Annotated in this window: 17 protein-coding genes; 8 read left to right on the top strand and 9 right to left on the bottom strand. The window is 73.7% G+C overall.

The features are described 5' to 3' along the window. The first annotated feature begins 513 nt into the window (after positions 1 to 513). From ACFV3R_RS18040 to ACFV3R_RS18030, 3 genes are read left to right on the top strand one after another with little or no spacing between them, the layout of a single operon-like run. The gene (locus ACFV3R_RS18040) at positions 514 to 1173 is read left to right on the top strand and encodes an ArsR/SmtB family transcription factor (RefSeq protein ID WP_385583196.1); all 660 of its coding nucleotides are present in this window, start codon (positions 514 to 516) and stop codon (positions 1171 to 1173) included. A gap of 38 nt (positions 1174 to 1211) precedes the next feature. Next, complete coding sequence (locus ACFV3R_RS18035) at positions 1212 to 1946, top strand: ABC transporter ATP-binding protein (RefSeq protein WP_385583193.1); 735 nt, start codon at positions 1212 to 1214, stop codon at positions 1944 to 1946. Further along, positions 1946 to 4492, top strand: coding sequence for an FtsX-like permease family protein (locus ACFV3R_RS18030; RefSeq protein ID WP_385583190.1), 2547 nt, complete (start codon positions 1946 to 1948; stop codon positions 4490 to 4492). The genes ACFV3R_RS18035 and ACFV3R_RS18030 overlap by 1 nt, the downstream gene beginning before the upstream one ends. Before the next feature lie 165 nt (positions 4493 to 4657). On the opposite strand, the gene trpS is transcribed toward ACFV3R_RS18030, so the two are convergent. Beyond that, a complete protein-coding gene (gene trpS / locus ACFV3R_RS18025) occupies positions 4658 to 5761 on the bottom strand; it encodes a tryptophan--tRNA ligase (protein ID WP_385583388.1) in 1104 nt (367 codons plus the stop codon). A gap of 284 nt (positions 5762 to 6045) precedes the next feature. Next, positions 6046 to 6969, bottom strand: coding sequence for an esterase/lipase family protein (locus ACFV3R_RS18020; RefSeq protein ID WP_385583385.1), 924 nt, complete (start codon positions 6967 to 6969; stop codon positions 6046 to 6048). 264 nt (positions 6970 to 7233) lie between these two features. On the opposite strand from ACFV3R_RS18020, the gene ACFV3R_RS18015 reads away from it, so the two are divergent. Further along, positions 7234 to 8538 carry a PucR family transcriptional regulator gene (locus tag ACFV3R_RS18015; RefSeq protein ID WP_385583188.1) on the top strand — a complete coding sequence of 435 codons (1305 nt, stop codon included), beginning with the start codon at positions 7234 to 7236 and terminating at the stop codon, positions 8536 to 8538. A 92-nt stretch (positions 8539 to 8630) separates the two neighbouring features. Here the strand turns inward: ACFV3R_RS18015 and ACFV3R_RS18010 are convergent, their stop codons facing one another. Continuing rightward, on the bottom strand, positions 8631 to 8924 hold the full coding sequence (locus ACFV3R_RS18010) for a YiaA/YiaB family inner membrane protein (RefSeq protein WP_385583186.1): 294 nt from the start codon (positions 8922 to 8924) through the stop codon (positions 8631 to 8633). Positions 8925 to 9375: 451 nt separating this feature from the next. Between ACFV3R_RS18010 and ACFV3R_RS18005 the strand changes: the two genes are divergently transcribed. Further along, entirely contained in the window at positions 9376 to 10650 is a 1275-nt protein-coding gene (locus ACFV3R_RS18005) for a D-alanyl-D-alanine carboxypeptidase family protein (protein WP_385583183.1), read from the top strand. A 66-nt stretch (positions 10651 to 10716) separates the two neighbouring features. Here the strand turns inward: ACFV3R_RS18005 and ACFV3R_RS18000 are convergent, their stop codons facing one another. The 6 genes from ACFV3R_RS18000 to ACFV3R_RS17975 form a co-directional block, all read right to left on the bottom strand. Continuing rightward, positions 10717 to 11277 carry a DUF309 domain-containing protein gene (locus tag ACFV3R_RS18000; protein WP_385583381.1) on the bottom strand — a complete coding sequence of 187 codons (561 nt, stop codon included), beginning with the start codon at positions 11275 to 11277 and terminating at the stop codon, positions 10717 to 10719. A 28-nt stretch (positions 11278 to 11305) separates the two neighbouring features. Beyond that, positions 11306 to 11635: a DUF427 domain-containing protein gene (locus tag ACFV3R_RS17995; RefSeq protein WP_385583180.1), complete on the bottom strand. Its 330-nt coding sequence runs from the start codon at positions 11633 to 11635 to the stop codon at positions 11306 to 11308. A gap of 59 nt (positions 11636 to 11694) precedes the next feature. Beyond that, positions 11695 to 12198, bottom strand: coding sequence for a thioesterase family protein (locus tag ACFV3R_RS17990; protein ID WP_385583177.1), 504 nt, complete (start codon positions 12196 to 12198; stop codon positions 11695 to 11697). Continuing rightward, on the bottom strand, positions 12195 to 13178 hold the full coding sequence (locus ACFV3R_RS17985; protein WP_385583175.1) for a 3-hydroxyacyl-CoA dehydrogenase NAD-binding domain-containing protein: 984 nt from the start codon (positions 13176 to 13178) through the stop codon (positions 12195 to 12197). The genes ACFV3R_RS17990 and ACFV3R_RS17985 overlap by 4 nt, the downstream gene beginning before the upstream one ends. 101 nt (positions 13179 to 13279) lie before the next feature. Beyond that, a complete protein-coding gene (locus tag ACFV3R_RS17980) occupies positions 13280 to 14167 on the bottom strand; it encodes a 3-keto-5-aminohexanoate cleavage protein (RefSeq protein WP_385583172.1) in 888 nt (295 codons plus the stop codon). A gap of 193 nt (positions 14168 to 14360) precedes the next feature. Beyond that, a complete protein-coding gene (locus ACFV3R_RS17975; protein WP_385583170.1) occupies positions 14361 to 15224 on the bottom strand; it encodes a TetR/AcrR family transcriptional regulator in 864 nt (287 codons plus the stop codon). A gap of 263 nt (positions 15225 to 15487) precedes the next feature. On the opposite strand from ACFV3R_RS17975, the gene ACFV3R_RS17970 reads away from it, so the two are divergent. From ACFV3R_RS17970 to ACFV3R_RS17960, 3 genes are all read left to right on the top strand, one after another. Beyond that, a complete protein-coding gene (locus ACFV3R_RS17970; RefSeq protein ID WP_385583166.1) occupies positions 15488 to 17551 on the top strand; it encodes a SpoIIE family protein phosphatase in 2064 nt (687 codons plus the stop codon). Between the two features lie 99 nt (positions 17552 to 17650). After that, complete coding sequence (locus ACFV3R_RS17965; RefSeq protein ID WP_385583164.1) at positions 17651 to 19033, top strand: glutamine synthetase family protein; 1383 nt, start codon at positions 17651 to 17653, stop codon at positions 19031 to 19033. 7 nt (positions 19034 to 19040) lie between these two features. Continuing rightward, on the top strand, positions 19041 to 20207 hold the full coding sequence (locus ACFV3R_RS17960) for an amidohydrolase family protein (RefSeq protein WP_385583162.1): 1167 nt from the start codon (positions 19041 to 19043) through the stop codon (positions 20205 to 20207). Positions 20208 to 20278: the final 71 nt, after the last annotated feature.

The following is a 20278-nucleotide window of genomic DNA, read 5'->3' as shown; positions in this document are numbered from 1 at the left end:
TGGGTGGGCTTCGTTTTTTTTTTTATTCCCCCGGGGGTTCTGGGGGTGCTTGTTAAACCCCGGGCCGCCCGTCGTGTTGCGTGCCCCTTCGGGGCGGGTCCGGGTCTGCCCGCGGCCCCGCCCCTCTGCATGTCAGGGCCAGGCGAAGACCAGCCCCTTTTCCCGTACCGGTACGCGGACGCCCCGCACCGGTACGCGGACACCGGGACGGCCGGCCCGCGCTCCACGTCGAGGCCGCGCAGACGGCCCGGACCGTCGCGGCCGGCCTCACCCGGGTGGTGCCGTTCCGTCGCCCGGCCGCAGGCCAGCCGCCGTGGCCGTCCCCCGAAACCGCTCGGCCGCCCACCGTGGCTGGCGTCCGCGGCTGGACGCCGCCCCACCACCCCGCACGCACCCTCTCGTCGGCGTACCGCAGCGACCGCCTGCCGCCAGTGGCCGCGCAAGGCCGAGTCGCGCGGGCAGGCACGCACCGCACCATTGCACAAAGTCCTGTGCACATGGGATTGTGCACTCGTGCCAGGAGAACGCAGGCTGAGAGAGATCAACGATCTGGCGGCTCTGAAGGCCCTCAGTCACCCGAGGCGGTACCAGGTCTTCCAGCGGCTCTCGCTACTCGGCTCGGCCACCTCGGCGATGCTCGCGCGGGAACTCGACCTCAACACCGGCGCGACCAGCTACCACCTTCGGGAACTGGCGCGGTACGGCTTCATCGAGGAGGCGGAGAAGGGCGCGGAAGCCCACGGGCGTGAACGGTGGTGGCGGGTCGTCCCCGCGGACCTGCGTTTCCCCGCGCGCAGCAGGCAGAGCGCGGAGATCCGGCCCGTCATCGACGAGATGAACCGCCGGGCCTACGCAGCGGACATCGAGCTGTTCGAGCAGCTTCAGCGGCAGAGCGACGATCTCGGGGAGTGGGCCGACGCCTTCCTCTACTCGCGGGGCTCGATGCAGCTGACCCAGGACGAACTGCGTTCCTTCTTCGAGGAGTTCATCTCCCTGATCAACCGCTACAAGCGGACCGGTGACGAACTGCCGACCGGGGCGAGGACCGTGCTGACTCGCTTCTTCGCCTTTCCCGGACCCGACCCGGCGCAGGCAGTGCCCGGGGACACCGAGTCCGCCGAAACACCGCAGGACGCATCCGGGGAAGTTCCGATGGAGAACGGGGGACCGTGAAGGTGGGAGCGGGGAGCAGGCCGGGGACGGGGGAGAACATGACCAGCCAGGCCGTGCGGCTCGAAGGGGTGACCAAGACCTACGGTCGCGGGAGCCGTTCGGTCGCCGCACTGAAGGACGTCACGGTCGGGATCCGGCGCGGGACCTTCACCGCGGTCATGGGTCCGTCCGGCTCCGGGAAGAGCACCTTCCTGCACTGTGCCGCCGGCCTGGACCGGCCCAGCTCCGGCTCCGTCAGGATCGCAGGCGAGGAACTGACGGGCATGGACGAGACCGAGTTGACGTATCTGCGCCGACGCCGGGTGGGTTTCGTCTTCCAGGGCTTCAACCTCGTGCCCGCGCTCACCGTCCGGCAGAACATCACCCTGCCGCTGCGGCTGGCCGGACAGCGCACCGACCGGAGGTGGCTCGACGAGATCGTCCACCGTGTGGGTCTGACGGGGCGGGTCGACCACCGGCCGTCCCAACTCTCCGGCGGTCAGCAGCAGCGGGTCGCGATCGCCCGGGCCCTCGTCACGCGACCGGACGTCATCTTCGGCGACGAGCCGACCGGTGCGCTGGACACCGTCACCGCCAGGGAGATCCTCGTGCTGCTGCGGGGGTGTGTCGATACCGGCGGGCAGACGGTCGTCCTCGTCACCCATGACGCGGTAGCGGCCTCCTGTGCGGACCGTGTGCTGTTCCTCGCCGACGGCAGCATCGTCGACCATGCGGACAGCCCGACGGCTGAACAGATCGCCGCACGCATGACGCGTGCGGGAGCGTGGTCCTGATGCTCCGTTACGTCCTGAGCACTCTGACGTTCCGCAAGGGGAGCTTCCTCGGGGCCTTTCTCGCACTGTCGTGCGCCGCGGCTCTCGTCACCGCCTGCGGCATGCTGCTGATGACGGGACTGACCGGCAGGATCGGGACGGAACGCTACGCGGCTGCGCCGCTCGTGGTGGCGGGTGACCAGAACGTCCACTCGGTCCAGGTGACGGAGAAGAACGGCAAGAGAAAGGTCAAACGCAAGGCCAAGCCCCTGGACGAGCGGGTGTGGCTGCCGGCCGGCCTCACCTCCAGGGTCGCCGCTGTTCCCGGGGTCGGGTCCGCCGTACCCGAGGTGGAGTTTCCCGCCTACGTCGTCCGCGGCAGAGGGGAAGTCGTCGCCGGGCCGGGCGACGGGCCGTCTCTTGGCCACTCCTGGGCGTCGGCGGCACTCACGCCCTTCGCGCTGGAATCGGGTACGGCACCCAGAGCGAGGGACCAGGTCGTGCTCGACAGGGAACTCGCCTCGCGGACCGGCCTCGGCGTGGGCGACCGGGTCACCGTGCAGTCCACCGGGGCACCGGCCGTCTACCGGGTCTCGGGTGTCGCGGCCCCTGCTGCCGGCGACCTGCGGGAGCAGTCGACGCTGTTCTTCTCCGACCGGGAGGCCGAGCGGCTTAGCGGACACGCGGGCCAGGTGTCCGTCATCGGGGTGTTCCCCGACCGGAGCACCGACCGTAAGGCACTCACCGGCGCGCTCTCCCGCGCGCTCGACGGCACCACCGCCCAGGTGCACGGAGCCGGCGACCGCGGAGCCGTGGAGTTCCTCGGGGCGGGCAGGGCCCGCGTACGACTGATCAGCATGGGTGGTGCCATCGCGGCTGTCTCCCTGCTGGTGGCCGTCCTCGTGGTGGCCGGCACCTTCGCGCTCTCCGTCCAGCAGCGGTACCGGGAACTGGCTCTGCTGCGTGCCGTCGCGGCCACGCCCCGGCAGATCCGCAGGCTGATCGGGTGCGAGGCCGTCGTCATCGGCCTCCTCGCAGGTGCCCTCGGCGCGGCCGCCGGACTGCCGGTCGCCGGTTGGCTGCACGGCGAGTTCGTCCGTATCGGCACCGTCCCCGACACGCTGGGGCTGACCCTCAGCCCGTACCCGATGCTCGCCGCGCTGCTGTTCACCGTGACGGGTGCCTGGGCGGCAGCGCGGGTGTCCGCGCGGCAGGTCGCACGGATCCGTCCGGTCCAAGCGCTGTCGGAGGCCGCAACACAGACGCAGGCCTCCTTGACCAAGCCGCTGGTCGCGGGCTCGGTCCTGCTGGCCGCCGGGATCGCGCTGCTGTTCGTGCTGAGCATCCTGCACACGGAGCCGGCGTCGACGCCCGTCACCTACCTCTGTGTGATCACACTCTCCGCAGCCGTGGCACTGCTGGGGCCGGTCATCGCACGGGCCGGTCTCGCAGCGCTCGGCGTCCCGCTGCGGCTGTCCCGGGTCAGCGGCTACCTCGCGACGGCCAACACCCGGACCCATCTGCGGCAGGTCTCCGCTGTCCTCACTCCGCTGACCCTCTTGGTGGGCTTGACCTGCACCGTCGTCTTCGTCCAGTCGACGCTGGGGCACGCGGCCCGGAGTCAGGCCCGGGGCGGGAACCTCGCGGACTACACCCTCGCCTCGTCCGGGCCCGGTGTCCCCGGGCCGGCGGCGGACGCGGTACGGGCCCTGCCCGGTGTCACCGGCGTCACCGAGGTCGTGCGCAGTGCGGTACGGGTGGGCCTGGCGGAGTTCCAGGTGCAGGGCGTCACCCCTGAGGGCCTGGAGCAGACCATGGATCCCGAGGTCGTCTCGGGCTCACTGCGCGACCTGGACAGCGACGGCCTGGCGGTCAGCGAGGTGGCGGCGGGCAGCGTCGGCGGCGTCGGCACCAGGGTCGAGGTGACCATGGGGGACGGCACCCGGGTGCCGCTCACCGTGGTCTCGGTGTACGCCCGCGGCCTGGGGTTCGGCGATCTCACCATGGCCCACGACGTGGTGGCCGCGCACGTGGACGACCCCCTCAGCTCGGAGGTGCTGGTCAGGACGGACCGCCCGAAGCGGGAGCTGACCCGGGCGGTGCGCGACTGTCCCGGTGTGCGGGTGCTGGACGGCGGCCGGGCCGGGACGCCGCAGGCCGACCGGCAGCACTCCGGTGCGGCAGTCGCCTTCCTCGCGATGGGCCTGGTCATCGCCTTCACCGCCATCGCGGCGGTCAACGCCCTGGCCATGGCCATCACCGGCCGCGCACGGGAGTTCGCGCTGCTGAGGCTGGTCGGTACCACCCGGCGGCAGGTCCTGCGGATGCTGCGGCTGGAGTCGCTCGCAGTGGTGCTGCTCGCCGTGGTCGTCGGAACGGCGATCGCGGTGGCGACACTCACCGCGTTCGCGGTCGGCATGACAGGAGGAGCTGCCCCCCACCTCTCCGTGACCGTCTACACGGGAGTCGTCGCGGCCGCCGCGTGCCTGGCCCTCGTCGCCACGACGGTCTCGGCCCGGGTCTCCCTCGCCGGCAAGCCGGCAGACGTCATCGGGGCCCGGGAGTAGTCCGCGGTCGGCGGGCCCGGGCCGAGCGGGAGCCGCCCGCCGGACACCCGGACCGACCGCCCGGCTCCCGGGCGCGACCTGGTCGGACGCGTCTTCCGGCCCGCGCACCGGAAGGACGGGCCGCCCCGAGCACACCCGGGTGCCCGGGGCGGAGTCCGCGCCCGGTCAGCAGCGGCTGTTCATGGCCCGGCGCACTTCGTCGAGGGTGGTCTCGGCGACGGCGTTGGCGCGTTCGTTGCCCTCGCGGAGGATCTCGCGCAGGTAGGAACGGTCCTGGGCGTACCGGGCCCGGCGGGCGCGGATCGGCGCGAAGTGGTCGTTGACCGCCTCAGTGACGCACTTCTTCAGCCCGCTCGCGCCCGCGGCGCCGATCTCCTCGGCCACCTGCTGCGGGGGCCGGCCCTGGCAGAGGGCGGCCAGCAGGACGAGCGAGGAGACCTCGGGGCGGCGGGCCGGGTCGTAGGTGATGTGGCGCTCGGCGTCGGTGCGCGCACCCCGGATCAGCCGGGCGGTCTCGTCGGCGTCGGCGGCCAGCGCGATGGCGTTCCCCCGGCTCTTGCTCATCTTCGTGCCGTCCGTGCCGAGCAGCAGCGGCGCCTTGGACAGCAGCGCCTCCGGCTCGGGGAAGACCGCCGTCCCGTTGCCGTAGCGGTCGTTGAAGCGGCGCGCGACGGTGCGGGTGACCTCCAGATGGGGTAGCTGGTCCTGGCCGACGGGGACGAGGTTGCCCTTGCAGAACAGGATGTCGGCGGCCTGGTGGACGGGGTAGGTGAACATCAGGCCGCTGACGGAGGACTGCCGTGAGTGGGCGATCTCCTCCTTCACGGTGGGGTTGCGGTTCAGCTCGGCCACCGAGACCAGGCTGAGGAACGGCAGCAGGAGCTGGTTCAGCGCGGGCACCGCGCTGTGGGTGAAGATCACCGCCCGGGCCGGGTCGACACCGGCGGCGAGCTGGTCCAGCACGAGTTCCTCGACGAAGCCGGCCGGGTCCTCGGCCACGTCCCGGTCGGTCAGGACCTGGTAGTCCGCGACCAGCACGAACATCTCGACGCCCAGCTCCTGCAGCCGGACCCGGTTGTGCAGCGTGCCGAAGTAGTGGCCCAGGTGCAGCCGGCCGGTGGGGCGGTCCCCGGTCAGCACGCGGAACCGGCCCGGGTCCTCACTGACCAGTCTCTCCAGTACCGCGCTGCGGGCCTGCGCGGCGGTGGCTGCGAGGGCGTCGGCCGGAGCGGTGTCCGTGGGGAGGGTGCTCTCGTCGTCGTACGGCATGGGTTTCACGGGTTCTCCTGGTGGGTGATGCCGTCGGCCGGACGGCAGGTGCACCCCAGTCCAGGGAACGCGAACGGGCCGTCCATCCGAACGGCCCGGTCGTGCCTGAGGGTGGCCGCTCCTACGAGGAGCGCCACCAGCTCAGGTACGCGGCACGATGCATACGGCAACGATAACCCGCCGTGTCCCCGTCCCGCAGCCCCGCCGGCGGGTGCCGTCCCGCCGACGGAAGCCCCGCCCGCCCACCGCCGGAACGCCGTGCGGCCCGGCGGCCTGCCGGGAACTCAGAGCGGCAGGCCGTAGTCGGTGCAGGAGGGCCGGAAGTCCGGGTCGTCGGCGCCGAGGGCGTTCATGACGTCCTGCAGGGCCGGGCCGTCCGCGAACATCCCGACGTGGCCCACCGGATCGTCGGCGCACTGGTCCTGGACCAGGACGTTGTGCACCCCGGAACCGTTCAGGAAGGCGTTGCCGTACGGCGTGACGACCGAGTCCCGGTCGGTCTCGATCACGGTGTACTCGGGTCCCGGCACGGTGTCGCCGTCGGCGAACAGCGCCTTCTGGAAGTCCGAGCCCGCCTCCTGCTGCGCCAGCCCCGGGGCCTGCACCAGGCTGAGGAAGTCGTTGACGAAGCCCAGCGCGTCGAGGTCCCGCCCGAGCGTCACCAGGCCGTCCAGGGTGGTGCCGTGGTTGCTCGGGGCCAGGGCGACGAAGCGCCGCACCTTCGCCGCACCGCCCAGCCGCTTGAGGTAGTAGTGGGGCATCATGCCGCCCTGGGAGTGGCCGACCAGGTCCACCCGGGAGGCGCCGGTGCGGCGCAGGACGTCGTCGACGAAGTCGCTCAGGGTCCGCGCGGAGCGGGAGATGTCCCCCAGGCCGCCGACCCGGCCCGCCGAGAGGGCGGTCATGCCGTAGTTGAAGGCGTAGACGCAGTAGCCGGCGTTCGCCAGTTTCGGGGACAGCGTCGCCCAGTTGGCTCCGAGGTCCACGAACGTGGCGTGGACCAGCACCACCGGGGTCGGGTGCGCCGCGCTCGGCTCGCAGCCGCTGACGTTGGCGCCGGCCACCCTGTCCGGGCTGAAGAGGAAGTTGTTCACCGCCGTGCCGAGGCCGCCGACGGGGTAGGCCGGCGAGGCGGCGGCCGAGGTGGCCGGTGCGAGCCCGGCGGCCGTCAGGGCCAGCGTCGCGGCGGCGAGGGCCGCCGCCCGCAGTGCCGTGGGCCGGCCGGAACGCCGGGGTCTGCCGGACCGGCCGCGGGAGGTCCGGCTGCGTCCCGGTAGGGGCCGGTCGCCGGGAGCAGGGTGGGAGGAGGTCAGTCTCACGGGGATCACCGCTCTCGCTGGGGAGGTGGTCGGGTGTCGCACGGCGACAGTCGCCGCAGGGGTTACCGGCCGGTAAGCGAGCTGGTATCCATGGTGCGGTGCCCGTCGGGGAGGTGGACCCGGGACGGCGCACAGAGTTGGGAGCCGGTGATTGTGACGCGTGACAAACGGGCCGAGGTCCGCTTCGGCGGTGTCCCCCTCCACGAACGCCTGGCGCCCCAGGTGCCGAGCCTCACCGCCGCCGTGGTGGAACGGCTGGTGGAGGAGATCCCGGTGTACGCGAGGCTGCCGCGGGAGGAACTGGCGGGCGACATCGCGCGCATCGTGGAGCGCGCCATCCGGGCCTTCCTCGAGGTGCTGCGCACCGGTGCCCCGCCGGGGCCGCAGTACCAGGAGCTGGTGCGCGAGTCGGCGGTCCGGCGTGCCGAGGAGGGCCTGCCGGCCGAGGCGGTGGTCGGGGCGTACTTCCTCGGCGCCCGCGCGTGCCTGGACCGCGTGACGCCGCTGGCGGAACCGGCGGACCTGGCTGCCGTACTCACCTCGGAACAACTGCTCCTGGACTACCTGCGCCTGGTGACCGCCACCGTGACGGCCGGTTACCTCCAGGGGCGGCGTGCCGCCCTCGGCGAGGAGCACGCCGCCCGCCAGGCGCTGACCGCGGCCCTGCTGGCAGGGGAGCCGGCGGAGGCGGCGGCGGACCGCGCCGGCCTGGACCTGCCCGCCGGCTACCTGGTGCTGGACGTCGTCGTCGGCCCGCACCCCGACGAGTCGGCCGCCGGGGTGGAGAGTTCGGTGGCCGCCCGCCGCAAGCTGCGGCGGCTCCGGCTGGAACTGGAACGGCGGGCCGGGGACGGGGCCCTGACCGCACTCTCCGGCGACGGCGGAGTCGCCCTGCTGCCCATCGGCGAGCCGGTTCGGCAGTGCGGGGACGGGCAGTGGGAGCGGATCGTCGCCGACCTCCTCCAACTCGGCCGGATCTGCGGGGTCGAGCTCACCACCGGTGCGGTGCGGGCCGCCGTGGCGGAGGTGCCGCAGGCCGCGCGGACCGCCGCCGAGGTGCGGGCGGTGGCGCAGGCCGCGGGGCTGGGGCCCGGGGTGTACCGGCTGGCCGACGTCCTCGTGGAGTACCAGCTCACCCGGCCGGGCCCCGCCAGGGACCAGCTGGCCGCCCTGCTGGACCCGCTGGCGGCGCACCCGGAACTCCTCGACACGCTACGGGCGTTCACGGTCGGCGGGCTCGACCGCCGGCGGGCCGCCGCCCTCCTCCAGGTGCACCCCAACACCGTCGACTACCGGCTGCGGAAGGTGGCGGCTCTCACCGGCCTGGACGCGGCCCGCGGTCACGACCACCTCACCCTGCACGCTGCGCTCACGGCGCTCACCGCCCCGCCGGGCCCGGGCGCGGACGGCCGCGGGGCTGCCCCTGCCGCCGCGCCGCCGACCGGTCCCCGCCGCTGACCCCCGGCCGCCGGCCGACTGCCGCTGCTGACCCGCTGTGCCGTGTCCTTCGTCCGCACGGCCGGGGCGGGGGCCGGGTGGAGGGGACCGCCTCAGAGCTGGTCCTGCCGGAAGACGTCCTGGTCGATCAGGAGCTTGTCGATGCGCGCCTTGTCGACACGGTTGGTCACCTCCAGCACCTCCTGCCGGTCCCGCACGCACTTGGCGAGGGTGAAGGACGAGGAGACGACGAAGACCAGGCCGAGCGCGAGGAAGCCGCGCTCCCACGGGCCCGCCGGCAGCCGCAGGATGCCGATCAGCAGTGCCACGAGCGAGAGCCCGAAGGAGACGGCCGACTGGACGAAGAACGCCGTCGTGGTCGGTCTCTGGATGGAGGGTGTGGTCATGACGGACAGCGTGCCGGGCGGACCCGGCCCCGGGCATGAGTACGGGTACTCACCTCTCCGGTCGCGCTGCCGCGGGCCTCGGGAGGGGACGGGGCGCCGCCCAGGGGTGCGGCGGTACGGGTGCGAGGCGAGTGGTTCCAGAGACACACCGCGAGTTGACATAACGGAGATCTGGCCCGAAATCGCTCCTCGTTTCGCGCGAGCTGACGAAGTTCGAACATCTTTCACGCATAACTTGGCTCTGATGAGGTAGAAAGGACTCAGCCCGCCCGGTGTGCATCCCCCGTCGCACCGGGCGGGCATCTGTGTGAGCGAGCTGCCGCCTGCCCCGGCGTCACCTCCCCGTGCTGCGCCACCTGGCCCTGGACCGTCGCCCCATCGGCCCCTCCTCTTCGACCGTCTGGCGCACGGAGACCTGCGGGCGGCCCGCAGCCGTTCCTAACGTGGCGGCATGGGAATCACAGCTGCTGTCTCCAGGAGGCTCACAGCGGTCGCCGGTCTGGGCGTCGCCACCGCCGTGGCCTGTGTGCCCGCGCCCGCGGCCCTCGCGCAGGGGCAGGCCGACCAGCAGGTCCCGCTGGACCGCCCGGGCGTGCAGGTCGCGCTCGCCCGCGGCGTCCCACAGCTGCCGCAGCAACTGTCGGCCCTGTCCTGGACGGTGAGCGACGCGACCACCGGGGACGTCCTGGCCGCCCAGAACGCGCACCGGCGGCTCGCCCCCGCCAGCACCCTCAAGACACTGTTCGCCGTCACCGTGCTGCCGAAGTTCCCCCAGGACCGGGTGCGGAAGGTGACCGCCGCCGACCTCGCCGGCATCGGTGACGGCAGCTCGCTGGTCGGCGTCCAGGCGGGCCGGCGCTACCGCGTCGCCGACCTGTGGCGCGGGGTCTTCCTGCGCTCCGGCAACGACGCGGTCCACGTGCTGGCCCACATGAACGGCGGCTGGCTGACCACGGCCCGTGAGATGCAGGCGAAGGCACGCGAACTGGGAGCGCGGGACACCCAGGTGAAGTCGCCGGACGGCTACGACCAGCCGGGGCAGGTCTCCTCGGCCTTCGACCTCAGCATCTTCGCCCGGGCCGGCCTGAACAACCCCGACTTCGCCCGGTACTGCGGCACCGCGGCGGCGGACTTCCCCGGCAAGGACGAGCACGGGACCACCCGCATCCAGAACACCAACCGGCTGCTGACCGGCGCCGACGGGCTGAACCGCTACCAGGGCGTCATCGGCGTCAAGAACGGTTACACCACCCACGCCGGCAACACGGTCGTGGTCGCGGCCCGCCGAGGGGGACGCACCCTGCTGGTCACCGTCATGAACCCCCGCTCCGGCGAACGCAACGGCGTGTACAAGGAAGCGGAGAGGCTGCTGGACTGGGGTTTCGCCGCCGCCGGGCACGCCAGGCCGGTCGGCGCGCTGGGCAGCGCCAGCGGGCCCCACCGCGCCACGGGCGGCCTGGCGCACCACCGGCCGGCGCAGGGCGGCACGGCCACCGGCAGCCAGGCGGCGGATTCGACGTCCCCGGCCGGTACCGCGCTGTGGATCGGGGGCTCCGCCCTCGTCCTGGTGGGAGCGGCAGGGATCGCCTGGCGGCGGCTGCACATCCGGCCGCGCTCCCTCGACCACCGGTGGGCCCCGGACCCCGCTCGCCCGGTCGACCCGGACCGGAGCGGACCGGACGAGGACACCGGCACCCTCTCCGGAGGCGGACGCCGCATCGGTTAGCCGCGGCGGTGCGCCGCGCGGAGGCCCCCCGGGGGGCCGGCCTTCCCGGGGCGGCCCGGCGGAGGGTCAGCCGCCGGCGCGCAGCCGCGGGGCGTGCGCTGCCGCGTCCACCGGTCCGGTGAGGTGGTCGGCGAGGTCCACCGCCCAGCGCGCCAGACCGGTCACGTCGATGCCGTGCGGTCCGCCTCCGCCCGGCCGTGCGGCGACGGGCGTGGTCCGGGGCCCCGGGCCACCGTCCTCGCCGTCCTGCGCCTGCGCGGCCACCACCACTGCGCCGCGGCGCAGCAGCCGGGCACCGCCGCGAAGGTTTCCCCGTGCGGCGTGGGTGAGTCCGACGGCGAGTTGGGCCATGCCGCGCCACAGCTCGCGCTCGGCGGCCGGTCCCGTCTTCCAGGCGTCCTCCAGCACCTCGTGGGCGTGGAAGGGCATCCCCGCGTCCAGCAGGCGCTGCGCCTCGGTCAGCGTCTCCTGCGGGGTGCGCCGCACGCCCTCCGGGGCCCGGGCGACTCCGGGTGAGCCGTAGGGCAGGGGGCGGCCCAGGCCGTCGCGGGGGCGGGCGTTGCGGGCCCGGCCCTCACTGTCACGGTCGCGGCCGCCGTCCCGCCCGCCCGTCGCGGCAGGGTCCACCGCGTCGCCGTCCCGGGCCGCGGTCACCTCAGACCACCTCGGTGTCGTAGAAGCAGAAGTGGTCCTTCACGGCGGCGACGGCGGGCTTGGGGTCGGGGTAGGCCCACACCGCGTCGTGCGGCCCGTCCGGCAGGGACCAGTAGGAGGCGGTGCCCTTGAAGGGGCAGACGGTGTGGGTGGGCGAGGGCGTCAGCAACTCGGTGCGGACGTCCTCCGGCGGCAGGTAGTAGCGGACCGGGTAACCGGTCTCGGAGAGCAGCAGGGGGCGGCTGCTCTCCGCGATGACCTGACCGTGGTGCACCACCCGGACGTGCTCGGTGCCCTGGGTCACCTCGATGGTGTGTCCGTGCGGGGTCATGGCCACTCTCCTTCACCTCGTCCGGGGCGCCCGGAGGACGCCCCGGACGCAGGTTCTCCTCAGTGCAGCACCGCCGGTACCGGCGTGATTCCCCGGCCCGCCCATTCGGGTGCGTCGCGGTGCAGGGCGGCCAGGCGCCCGGCGGCCCGTTCCGGGAAGGGCGAGGTCCGCCCGGTGCCGCCGTCCACATGGAGGGCCATCAGTTCCTCGGTGGCCACCACGGGCACGGTACCGTCCGCCGACTCCTCCTGCGGGAGCAGCATTTCGTGGAGGAGGCGGACCTTCTTGCCGTCCACCCCCAGCACCGTCGTGCGCACCGCGAGGTCGGCCCGGGGCCCCACCTCGCGCAGGTAACGCACGTGCGCCTCCACGGTGTACAGCGAACAACCGGTGCGCTCGCGGTACGCGGCGTCCAGGCCGGCGTGGTCCATGAGCGCGTCGGTGGCGAACCCGAAGACCAGGACGTAGTACGCCTCGCTCAGGTGACCGTTGTAGTCGATCCACTCCTCGCGCACCCGCTGCCGGAACAGCGGGAGCGAGGCGGGCACGGCCTCGCCCGTCACGACTGGCCGCCCGGGAGGCGGCCGGTGGCGCGCAGCACGGCGATGACGCCGCGGTCGCGCTCGGCGACGAGGGCGGCGTGGTCGCGTGCCCCGGCCTCCCGCTCACAGCCGTCGACCATGGCGTCCCGCAGCGCCTCGTCCAGTTCGGGCGCCTCCAGCCGCGTCCACGGAGACTTCAGGGACGGGCCGAAGTGGTCGAGCATGTGCGCCATGCCCCCCTCACCGCCGGCGAGCGCGAAGGTCAGGCACGGCCCCATGAAGGCCCACCGCAGGCCCGGACCCTCGGTGATCGAGGCGTCGATGTCCTCCACGCTCGCCTCGCCCGCGGCGACCATGTGCAGCGCCTCCCGCCACAGGGCCTCCTGGAGGCGGTTGGCTATGAAGCCGGGCACTTCGCGGTCCATGGTGATCACGGACTTGCCCGCCACCTCGTAGAAGCGGGAGGTCCACGCCACCGCCTCCGCGCGGGTGTCCTCGCCGCCCACGACCTCGACCAGGGGGATGAGGTAGGGCGGGTTGAAGGGGTGGCCGACGACGAGGCGGCCCGGGTCGGCGGCCGTGGTCTGCATGTCCGTCATGGGGTAGCCGGAGGTGGAGGAGGCCACGACGACGCCGGGCGGGGTCGCGGCGTCGAGCTGCGCCAGCAGGTCGCGCTTGAGCTCCAGGCTCTCCGGCGCGCTCTCCTGGACGAACTGGGCGTCTGCGACGGCCTCGGCGAGGGTGGCGGTGACGGTGAGGCGGTCGCGGTCGGCGCCCGGCGCGAGGCCGAGTTCGGTCAGCGCGGGCCAGGCGGCGTCGACCAGCCGGCGCAGCCGTACCTCGGCGTCGGGGCCGGGGTCGAAGGCGGTCACCTCGTAGCCGCGGGCCAGGAAGTGGGCGACCCAGCCGCCGCCGATGACACCGGCGCCGACGCAGGCCACGCGCCGCACCTCCTCGGGCGGGCAGGGGACGGCGGGGGTGGTGCGGGAGGTGGGGGACATGGCGTTCTCCTCGCGGTCGTTGCGGGGACGGGCGGGGTCTCGGCGGGTGTCCCGCGCCGGGACCTCGCCCTCCTCGGGGATGGTGGGACGGGGCGGGGCGGTCAGCTGCGCGGCTTCAGGCCCAGCCGGACGCGTGCCTCGTCGGGGGTGGCGACCCGGGCGCCGAGGGACTCGGTGAGGGTGACGGCGCGCTCCACCAACTGGCCGTTGGTGGCCTTGACCCCGCGGCTGAGGTAGAGGTTGTCCTCCAGGCCGACGCGGACGTTGCCGCCGAGCAGGATCGACTGGGCGACCCACGGCATCTGCATGCGGCCGAGGGCGAAGCTGGCCCACTGGGCGCCGGGCGGCAGCATGTTGACCATCGACTGCAGCACACCCGGATCGGCGGGCGCGCCCCACGGGATGCCCATGCAGAGCTGGAAGACGGTGGGGTCGTCCAGCAGACCCTCGGCCAGGAGCTGCTTGGCGAACCAGAGCTGGCCGGTGTCGAAGATCTCCAACTCGGGCCGCACACCGAGCTCCTGGATGCGGCGGGCGCCCGCGCGGAGCATGTCGGGGGTGGAGACGTAGAGGTTGGAGCCGTCGCCGAAGTTGAGCGAGCCGCAGTCCAGGGTGCAGATGTCGGGCAGCAGTTCCTCGACGTGCGGCAGGCGCTCCAGGCCGCCGACGAGATCGGTGCCCGGCAGGACCTTCAGCGGCTCGTCCGGGTCGACGACCAGGTCGCCGCCCATCCCCGCGGTCAGGTTGATGACGACGTCGGTGCCGGTCTCCTTGATCCGCTCGACCACCTCGGCGTAGAGGCGGGGGTCGCGGGAGGGGGCGCCGGTCTCGGGATCGCGGACGTGGATGTGGACCACGGCGGCGCCGGCGCCGGCCGCCTCCACGGCGGAGGCGGCGATCTGCTCGGGGGTGACGGGTACGTGCGGGGAGCGGGAGACGGTGTCGCCGGCGCCGGTGAGCGCACAGGTGATGATGACCTCGTCGTTCAAGGCGAGCCCCTTTCACGGGAGTTGCTGGGGTTGGGGACATGCCGCCGGGGCGCCGGCGGTCGCGGGGACGGCCGGCGGGACGGCAGGGCAGGCGCCCGTCCGGCGCCAGGGCGAAGTACCGTCCGGCGGTGGCGGACGACGGACGGGTGGGGGAGTGGACGGCCGGGGCCCGGGGCGCTGGGCCCCGGGCGGCTCACGGGATCGGCAGTTCCCGCTCGACGAAGGCCAGCAGGGCCTCGTGCATGCGGTCCGGGGTGGTGCTGTCGGGGGCGGTGGCCAGCACCTGGGTGGCGAGGCCGTCGATGAGGGCGGTCAGGCGCAGCGCCGTGAACTCGGGGTCGACCCGGGGGAAGACCCCGTGCTCGGCACCGCGGCGGATCACGTCGGCGACGGTGGCCCGCCACTGCCGGTAGTAGTGCTCGTGCAGGCGGCCGACCGCGGTGGAGCGGGCGGCCTGACCCCACAGGTCGAGCCAGACCAGCCACTGCCGGCGCTGCTGCTCGGTGCGGGGCGTCTGGAGGGCGATGAGCCGCATCAGCTCCTCGCGGGCGTCGGCCGCCTCGTCCGGTGCGGCGGCACGCTGCGCGGTGTCCTCGTCCATGCACCACCGCACGGCGGCCTCGAGCAGTTCGTCGCGGCCGGGGAAGTGGTAGTGGATGGTGGCGGTGCTGGTGCCGCAGGCCGTGGCGATGTCCGTCACCCTGACGGCCCCGAAGCCCTGCTCGGCGATGAGCCGCACCGTCTCGCGCACGATCTGCAGCGGCCGTCCCCCCTCGGGGAGGGCCGCCGGTTCCCGTTCCACGGCGACGTGCGGCGGGGCGGTGTCCGAGCCCAGCAGCCAGCCGGCGTCCACCTCGCCGACGTGCGCGATGCGCACGATCTCGGCGACGGTGAACCGCCGCGTGCCGCTGAGGGAGCGGGAGAGCTTCGAGGGGTCCATCACGATTCGGCGGGCGAACTCGCGACGGGTCCAGCCGAGGCCGTCGATCACTTTTCTCACCCGCTCGGTCACGACGCCTGCGTCGTCGTGCACCCGGGCTCCGGGATGTTCCTCCATGGCCGGTGACCGTAGCAGGGGCGTTGAGATGACCACAACGTCACGGAGGGTACTTTCCGCAGAACAACAGGGGCGTTGTGATTCGACTGACCCATCAGTCAGGACAATTCGGACGCGCTGCCGCGACTGCGGGCCGGATCGCGGCGGAAACGTTCCGTGAGCGTGGCGGGTGTCACGGCCGAGGCTGCTCCGGGCCGGCCGGACAGTCACTCCGCCCTACTCCCATACAGGTAGAAAACGGATATATGTGGGAGAGTGACACCATGGCCGACCGGAGAGCGAAGTCGCCCACTCTCTCCCTGCCGGAGGACTGGCCCGCACACCCGGACCTGACGCTGGCGCTCAACGGCATGGGCGGGTTCGACTGGGACCTGGACAGCGGACTGCTGCACGTGGACGCCACGGCGCTGAGCGTCATGGACCTCTCGCCCGACGACTTCGACGGCCGGCCCGAATCCCTCGGCGCCCGCATGCCACAACGCGAGCAGAAACGCATCAACGACCTCGTCGCCGCGGCCCTGGAGGGCGGCAGCGACGCCTACGGTGCCTACTTCCGCGTCGAGCGCAGCGACGGAACCGAGGGCTGGGCCCACACCCAGGGCAGTATCCGCCGCGACGAGGAGGGCCGGCCCCGGCGCGTCATCGGCGTCATCCGCGACGCCGGGCAGGAGTACGACGACGCCGTCCAGCGGGTCCGCGTCGACGAGCAGCGCCGCCGCCACACCAGCGTCGTCGAGCGCACCACGCAGGCGCTCGCCCACGCGGGCACCGTCCGGGAACTGGTCGAGGTGCTGACCGAGACCGAGGGGCTGAGCAGACTCGGGGTGCAGAACCTGGTCCTGGGGCTGGTCGAGGCCGGGCGTATCAAGCTCCTGGCAGAGACGGAGGAGGGCCTCTTCCTCCAGGGCGGCCAGCTCGCCCACATCGGCGACGCCTACCCCATGGCCGAGGTCGTCCGCACCCTCACCCCGCGCTTCATCGGGACCCGCGGCGAGTTCGCCCGCGGCTACCCCCGCTTCTGGCCGCACATCGAACCCCTGGACATCGGGTCCGCCGTCTACCTGCCGCTGGTCGTCCAGGGCCGTGCCATCGGCGTGATGGGCCTGTTCTACCGCGAGGAGCAGCTCTTCACCGCCGCCGACCGCAACGTCATGCTGGCCCTGGGCAGCAGCATCGCCCAGAGCCTGGCCCGCGCCACGCTCTACGACCAGGAGCACGACCTGGCCGAGCAGCTCCAGAAGGCCATGCTGCCGCGCCGCATCCCCAGGGTCCCCGGCGCGGAGATCGCGGTCCGCTACCGCTCCGCCCGGCTGGGGCGCGACATCGGCGGCGACTGGTACGACGTGATCCCGCTGCCGGGCGGCCGGGTCGCCGCAGTGATCGGCGACGTCCAGGGCCACGACACCCAGGCCGCCGCCGTCATGGGGCAGTTGCGGATCGTCCTGCGCGCCTACGCCACCGAGGGCCACTCGGCGGCCACCGTCATGACCCGGGCCTCCACCTTCCTGGAGGAGCTGGACACCGACCTCTTCGCCACCTGTTCCTACGTCGAGGCCGACCTCGCCTCCGGCGTCATGCAGATCGTCCGCGCCGGCCACGTCGAACCGCTGCTGCGCCACGCCGACGGCATCTGCCGCCCGCTGCCCACCGCGGGCGGTGTGCCGCTCGGCCTCTCCCGGGAACTGGGCAGGTTCGACTACCCGGTCACCACCCTGCGGCTCGCCGCCGGCGAGACCCTGCTGCTCTTCACCGACGGTCTGGTGGAGCGCCCGGGCGAGGACATGGAGGAGTCCCTGCACCGGCTCTGCCAGGACGTCCGCCACGGCTCCCTGGAGGTGGAACAACTCGCCGAGAGCCTGGTGGAGGCCTCTGCGGGACGGCCCGACGAGGACGACCTCGCCCTGCTGCTGCTCCGCCGCAGCGGCACCCCGCGCCACCGCAGCGGCGGCACCCTGGAGCAGACCATCGCCGCCGGCGACCCCGAGGGGCTGACCGCGGCCCGGCACATGATCCGGGAGGCGGTCAGGGCCTGGGGTGCGGGAGGCCGCGCGGAGGAGATCGAACTCGTCGCCGACGAACTGATCACCAACGCACTGCTGCACACCGAGGGCCCGGCCCGCGTCACCGTCGGCAGGATCACCGCGGACCGGCCGCGGCTGCGCGTCGACGTGGTGGACCAGTCCAGCGCGCTGCCCCGGCGACGGGAGGCCGGCGAGTCGGGGGTCTCGGGACGCGGCATGCTGCTGGTCGACAGACTGGCGGACGTCTGGGGGGTGGACCCCCGGGGCGGGGGGAAGTGCGTGTGGTGCGAGTTCGACTGCGCCTGACCCCGCACCGGTCCGCCGTGACGCCGGTCCGACGGGTGTGGCAGTCTCACCCCACAGGTGTGGCAGTCTCGGGGGCAACGGGTGAGGGACGGCGAGGCGATGGGACCGCGGCCAGTGGACATGACGAAGGACCCGGCGCAGGCGCTGGCGCGGAAGCTGGCGGACGACGGCGTCACAGTCGTGGCGCTGGGCTGGGTCGACAACGCCGGCATCAGCAGGGTGAAGGCGATCCCGGTCGGCAGGCTCCCCGACACGGCCGCACGCGGGGTCGGCATGTCCCCCGTCTTCGACGTCTTCACCTCCGACGACGCCATCACCCTCTCCCCGCACCTCGGCGGCCCCGACGGCGACCTGCGGCTCTTCCCCGGCCTGGAGCGGCTGACGGTCCTGTCCGCCCAAAGCGGCTGGGCCTGGGCGCCGGTGGACCGCTACGACCAGCAGGGCACGCCCCACCCGGCCTGCCAGCGCCAGTTCGCCCGCCGAATGGCCGCCCGGGCGGCCGAGGCCGGACTCACCCTGCGCATGGGGTTCGAGACGGAGTGGGTGGTCGTCCGTGAGGACGCCCCCGACCCCGACCTCCAGGGCTACGCCTGCCGGGGCCCCGCCTACGGCATGACGCGGCTGGTCGAGCTCTCCGACTACCTGCGCGACGTCACCGAGGCGCTGCTCGCCCAAGGGGTCGACGTCCTCCAGATCCACCCGGAGAACGCCCCCGGCCAGTTCGAGGTCTCCACCGCGGCCTCCGACCCGGTGGCCGCCGCCGACGAGGTGCTCCTGGTGCGCGAGACCATCCGCGCCGTCTCCCTCCGCCACGGCCTGCGGGCCAGCTTCGCGCCCTCCGTGGTCGCCGGCCAGGTCGGCAACGGCGCGCACCTGCACCTGAGCCTGGCGCGGGAGGGAGTGAGCCTGCACCGCGCCGCCGACGCGGAGTTCGGCCTGGCGCAGGACGCCATGCGGTTCCTCGGCGGCATCCTGGAGTCCCTGCCCGCACTGCTCGCGATCGGCTGCCCCTCACCCGCCAGCTACCTGCGTCTGGCGCCCTCCCGCTGGGCCGGCGTCTACCGCTGCTGGGGAGTGGAGAACCGCGAGGCGGCGCTGCGCCTGGTGCCCGGCGCTCCGGACGACCCCGACGGGGGGCACGCCGAGATCAAGTGCTTCGACGCGGCGGCCAACCCCTACCTGGTCGTCGGCACGGTGATCGCCGCCGGTCTCTCCGGCATCGAGGGGAAGGTCCAGCTGCCGCCGCCCGTCGTCGGGGACCCCGAGGAACTGGGCCGTCAGGAGCGCGCCGCCCGCGGCATCTCCCGGCTGCCCGCGACCCTCTCGGAGGCGACCGGACGGCTGGAGACGGACGCTGTCCTGCGCGAGGCGCTCGGTGACGTGCTGCACGGCGCCGTGATCGCCGTACGCCGGGCGGAGGCGTCCCAACTCGCCGACCACGGCCCCGAGGAGCTCGTGGCCGCCACCCGCTGGCGCTACTGAGCCCGCCGTGCCCGCCGCCCCGGAACCACTGGACCTCTCGCTGCCGCCGCTGGTGGACCACCACTGCCACGGACTGCTGCGCGGCCCCCTGGACCGGGCGGCCTTCGAGGCCCACCTGACGGAGGCGGCCCGGCCTGCCGGGCCCGGCACCACCTACTTCGACACCCAGGCCGGGTTCGCGGTACGCCGCTGGTGCGCGCCGGAGCTGGACCTGCCGGCGCACTGCGCACCCGAGGAGTACCTGGCGCGCCGCGCCGAGCTGGGCCCCGGCGAGGTGCGGCGGCGCCTGCTCGCCGCCACCGGCATCGCCACCTTCCTGGTGGACACCGGGCTGCCCGGGGACCTCACCGGCCCGCAGGAGACGGCCTCCTCGGGCGGCCCGGTCCACTCGGCGGACCCGGGGCCCGGCGGGCAGGAGGCGGCGGTCGGGCGGGAGATCGTCAGGCTGGAGACGCTGGCGGAGCGGCTCACCGCCCGGGCCACCGACCCGGCGGAGCTGCTGGAGCGGATCGGACGGGCGGTCACCGAGGCAGCGGGCGCGGCAGCCGGTTTCAAGTCGGTCGCGGCCTACCGCCACGGCTTGGCGCTTGCGGCAACGCCCCCGGAAAGCGCCCGCACGCTGCGGGCAGCACGGGCCTGGCTGGCGGCCGGCGGCGGACGGCTCACCGACCCGGTACTGCTGCGCCACCTGCTGTGGCTGGCCGTCCGCACCGGCCGCCCCCTCCAGCTGCACACCGGTCTCGGCGACCCCGACCTGCGTATCGACCACGCCGACCCGGCCCTCCTGACCGACTTCGCGCGGGCCACCGCCGACACCGGCACCCCGTTGGTGCTGCTGCACTGCTACCCGTACCACCGGCAGGCGGCGTACCTGGCGTCCGTCTTCCCCCACGTCCACGCCGACGTCGGTCTGGCCCTGACCCACACCGGTCCGCGCGCTGCGGCGGTGCTCGCCGAGTTCCTCGAACTCGCGCCGTTCGGCAAGCTGTTGTTCTCCACCGACGCCTACGCCCTGCCCGAGCACTACCTGCTGGGCAGCCGGCTGTTCCGGCGGGCGCTGGCTCAGGTGCTGACGCAGTGGGTGGACGACGGCGCCTGGTCGGCGGCAGATGCCCGGCGGGTCGCGGCCATGGTGGCGGCCGGCAACGCCCGCCGGGTCTACGGGACGGCCTGAGACTGCGAGGCCCTGCGGTGCCGCCCGTGCGGACCTGCCACGACCCGCCTCACACCAGGGCCGGCATGCCG

Source organism: Streptomyces sp. NPDC059740, from assembly GCF_042733155.1.
GTDB lineage: Bacteria > Actinomycetota > Actinomycetes > Streptomycetales > Streptomycetaceae > Streptomyces.
Note: the sequence above shows the minus strand (reverse complement) of the source record. Positions and strands in the feature narration are given on the sequence as shown.